Below are 3,523 nucleotides of genomic sequence, written 5' to 3' on the forward strand. Positions count from 1 at the left end.
GGGGCCGCCGGCGGAGCCGCGCTGGCCACGATAGGCCGTGGCAACGGCGCGGGCGGCAACGACGGTGCTGGCGGCCTGGACGGCTGCAACACGGCGGCGGGCGGCGCCGGCGTCAGCCAGAGCGTGCCCAGGCGCACGACGGCGGCGCCGCCATTGCCCAGCAACAAATACAAATGCACGTGCCCGGCCTGGATGGCTTTTTCCGTCGTGACGCGCACATAGCGGCGCCCGCCCCGCTCCAGCGGGCTGATCGTCAACCCCTGCAAGGCCGGGTCCATGGCGACGCCGCCGCCCCGGTACACATCGGGCGACGCCAGGCGCACGGCCACGCCGCTGGCCTCATCGGGCGCCAGGGCCGTCAGCTCGATCTCGGCCAGCAGGGGCTGGCCCAGGTGCGACAGCACGGCCATGTCGCCCAGTTCGGCCGCCACGGCAGGCGGCGCGGGCAGGCTGGCGGCGGCGCACGCAATCAGGGACCAACGGGGAAAGGCGCTACTCGGCATGGACTGGTCGCTTTGACGGTAAATAAAGGGAACTCGTCCGTCTTTAACGGCAGGAAATCGTAAAAATATAGGGAAAATGATGCAATACAGCATCATCCTGTGCCCTTTGGGCGTCTGGAGTACACTCGAATGACCTCCACCGATGAAAGGGATGCCATGAGTAGCAGAATCGAACGCGACAGTTTCGGCCCGATCGACGTACCCGCCGACCGGCTTTGGGGAGCGCAAACGCAGCGCTCGCTCGAACACTTCCATATCTCCACGGAAAAGATGCCGCCCGAACTGATCGCCGCCCTGGCCACCGTCAAGCGCGCAGCCGCCCACGTCAACCTGGACCTGGGATTACTGGATGGCAAGAAAGCCATCGCCATCACGCAGGCGGCCGATGAAGTGCTGGCCGGCAAGCATGATGGGGAATTCCCGCTGGCCGTCTGGCAGACGGGGTCCGGCACGCAAAGCAATATGAACATGAACGAAGTGCTGGCCAACCGGGGCTCGGAGCTGATCGGCGGCTTGCGCGGCGCCGAGCGCCTGCTGCACCCGAACGACGACGTCAACCTGGGCCAGTCCTCGAACGACATCTTTCCGACCGCCATCCATGTGGCGGCCGCGCTGGCCGTCGCCAACACGGTCCTGCCGCCGCTGCGCCAGCTGCGCGCCACCCTGGATGCGAAGGCCGCGGAATTTGCCGACATCGTCAAGATCGGCCGCACCCATTTGCAGGACGCGACGCCCTTGACCCTGGGCCAGGAATTTTCCGGCTACGTGGCGCAGCTGGACTTTGCCGAGCACATCATCACGGCGGCGCTGCCGCCGCTGCTGCAGCTGGCCGCCGGCGGCACCGCCGTGGGCACGGGCTTGAATGCCCACGTGGAATTTGCGGACCGCATCGCCGCCGAGCTGGCGCGCCTGACGGGCCAGCCGTTTGCCAGCGCCAGCAACAAGTTCGCCGCCCTGGCCGCCCACGATGCCCTGGTGGCCGCCCATGGCGCCTTGAAAACCCTGGCCACGGCCCTGATGAAGATCGCCAACGACGTGCGCTGGATGGCGTCCGGCCCCCGCTCCGGCCTCGGTGAAATCACGATCCCCGAAAACGAGCCGGGCAGCTCCATCATGCCGGGCAAGGTCAATCCCACCCAGTGCGAAGCGCTGACCATGCTGTGCTGCCAGGTGTTCGGCAACGATGTCGCCATCACGGTGGGCGGCGCCTCGGGCAATTTCGAGCTGAACGTCTTCAAGCCCTTGATCGCGCACAACTTCCTGCAAAGCGCGCGCCTGCTCGGTGACGGCATGCGCAGCTTCGACGAGCATTGCGCGCACGGCATCGCGCCGAACCGTGCTCGCATCGCCGAACTGATGGAACGCTCCCTGATGCTGGTCACGGCCCTGGCGCCGCACATCGGCTACGACAAGGCGGCGCAGATCGCCAAGCAGGCCCAGCACGAAGGCACGACCCTGAAGGAAGCGGCGCTGGCCCTCGGTTTTGTGACGGAAGAGCAATTCAGTGCATGGATCGTGCCATTGGAAATGACGCAGCCCAACAAAAGCTGACTTCCACCCTGCATTGCTGGCGGCTTCAGGTAAACTATGACTTAGTTGAGGTCGTCATCAAGTGTTGAAAACACATCATTGCAATAAGGGATACAATGCAAAAAGTAAGCTTTGATTTAACATCCGAGTTCGTCGAGCTGAACCAGCTGCTCAAGCTGGTCGGCTTGTGCGACAGCGGTGGCGCAGGCAAGGTCATGGTCGATAGCGGCGTGGTGAAGGTCGATGGCAAGAAGGAATTGCGCAAGACCGCCAAGATCCGCAGCGGCCAGGTCGTCAGCGTGGGCGATGTCCGCATCACGGTCGTCGGCCCCGTTTGATCCCGGCATGGGGCGCGCGAGCGGCCCCATGCGCCTGGCCAGCACCCCGCCCGTCCGGCTGCCCACATCAAGCTGCAACTATTCGCTATTGCCATCTTTTATCGATTGCGGAAGGGGAGCGCCATGGACCATCCCGAACAAGGTACGCGCAGCCAGGAGCGCCTGATCGGCGACTTGCGCCAGGTCATAGAGAATGCGGAAGAATTGCTCCGCAACACCAGCAAATACACAAGCAGCCTGTACCAGAATGCCCGCGCCCGGCTGGAATTGGCCCTTGTCGCGGCCACGGCCGAGCTTGCCAAATTCGAAGAAGAACAAGTCACGCGCATGATGGACGCCACGCTCGCGGCGAACGCCCTGTACCGCGACCAGACGGGCGAAGCGCGCGTGCTGCGCGCCTTCGACTAGCCGGGCGACATGTCCGTCAGCACGGCCTGCGCCAGCCACTGGCGCAGGTGGCCGCCCAGGTCGAAGGCCGGGTCCAGCTCGAACGCCGCATCCAGTGCGGCGCCGAAGGTGTGTCCCTGCCGCAACGCCAGCAGGGCCGCATAGGCGGCCTCGTCCAGCGCCTGCGCCTGCGCCTTCCAGTGCGGGCGGCACACCAGCGCATGGCTGGCCAGCTGCAGTTGCTGCGGAAACACGCCCTGCCCCTCCCCCTCCTGATGCGCCAGCCACAAGGCATGCACTTGCCAGCCTGACGCCAGCAGGGTGCAGGCCGGATGCAGGGTAAAGCGGCGCGCCTCCAGCTGCTCCGGCCCCAGGGCCGCCAGCGCCTCGGGCGGCACGCCCTGCGCATCGGGCGCGTAATGGGCCAGGTGCAAGGCCCATTCCAGGCGCGCCATGTCGGGCAGGTAGGGCAATGCGGCCGCGTGCGGGAAAGTGGCGAGAAAATCGGCGAAACGGGCGCCAAACTGGTTCAAGTCGGCGCTGTCGGACCGATATTGCCGCCCGTACGCGCGCGCCAGGCCGCCAAAGTAGGCCTCGCCCACCAGCGCCAGCACGACGGGATAGGCGTGCGCCAGGGTACGGCTCCAGGTGGCGGCCAGATTGCCGCGGTAGAGTGAAAAACGCTCCAGCGCCGCCGCGCCGGCGAACGATGGCGGCGGCGCCGTGCCTTGCCCGGCATCGAGCAGGGCCGCGGCAAACGCTTGC

At 66.1% G+C, this 3,523-nt stretch carries 5 protein-coding genes; 3 read left to right on the plus strand and 2 right to left on the minus strand.

Features of this window, described 5'->3' with window-relative positions; translation table 11 throughout:
- Window positions 1-503, minus strand: a 503-nt coding sequence (locus tag CBW50_RS28085; protein ID WP_367301840.1) for a FimV family protein, incomplete at its 3' end; no start/stop codon positions are given.
- Window positions 504-659: 156 nt separating this feature from the next.
- Here CBW50_RS28085 and fumC point away from each other — a divergent pair.
- From fumC to CBW50_RS28100, 3 genes are all read left to right on the plus strand, one after another.
- Window positions 660-2,054, plus strand: coding sequence for a class II fumarate hydratase (gene fumC / locus CBW50_RS28090; RefSeq protein WP_086148534.1), 1,395 nt, complete (start codon window positions 660-662; stop codon window positions 2,052-2,054).
- A gap of 95 nt (window positions 2,055-2,149) precedes the next feature.
- Window positions 2,150-2,371, plus strand: a complete 222-nt coding sequence (locus tag CBW50_RS28095) for an RNA-binding S4 domain-containing protein (RefSeq protein ID WP_076567361.1) — start codon at window positions 2,150-2,152, stop codon at window positions 2,369-2,371.
- Window positions 2,372-2,494: 123 nt separating this feature from the next.
- Window positions 2,495-2,779 carry a DUF883 family protein gene (locus tag CBW50_RS28100; RefSeq protein WP_086148533.1) on the plus strand — a complete coding sequence of 95 codons (285 nt, stop codon included), beginning with the start codon at window positions 2,495-2,497 and terminating at the stop codon, window positions 2,777-2,779.
- Here the strand turns inward: CBW50_RS28100 and CBW50_RS28105 are convergent.
- On the minus strand, window positions 2,776-3,523 hold a 748-nt coding region (locus CBW50_RS28105), incomplete at its 5' end, for a DNA-binding domain-containing protein (protein ID WP_172404926.1). The two genes, CBW50_RS28100 and CBW50_RS28105, sit on opposite strands and share 4 nt — an antisense overlap.

It is taken from the genome of Janthinobacterium sp. GW458P (genome assembly GCF_002127585.1).
Taxonomy (GTDB): Bacteria; Pseudomonadota; Gammaproteobacteria; order Burkholderiales; family Burkholderiaceae_D; genus Janthinobacterium.

What these genes read in the sequence shown, in the direction of transcription:
- fumC (WP_086148534.1), top strand. Translation starts at nt 660, where the DNA reads ATGAGTAGCAGAATCGAACGCGACAGTTTCGGCCCGATCGACGTACCC.
- CBW50_RS28100 (WP_086148533.1), top strand. Translation starts at nt 2,495, where the DNA reads ATGGACCATCCCGAACAAGGTACGCGCAGCCAGGAGCGCCTGATCGGC.
- CBW50_RS28095 (WP_076567361.1), top strand. Translation starts at nt 2,150, where the DNA reads ATGCAAAAAGTAAGCTTTGATTTAACATCCGAGTTCGTCGAGCTGAAC.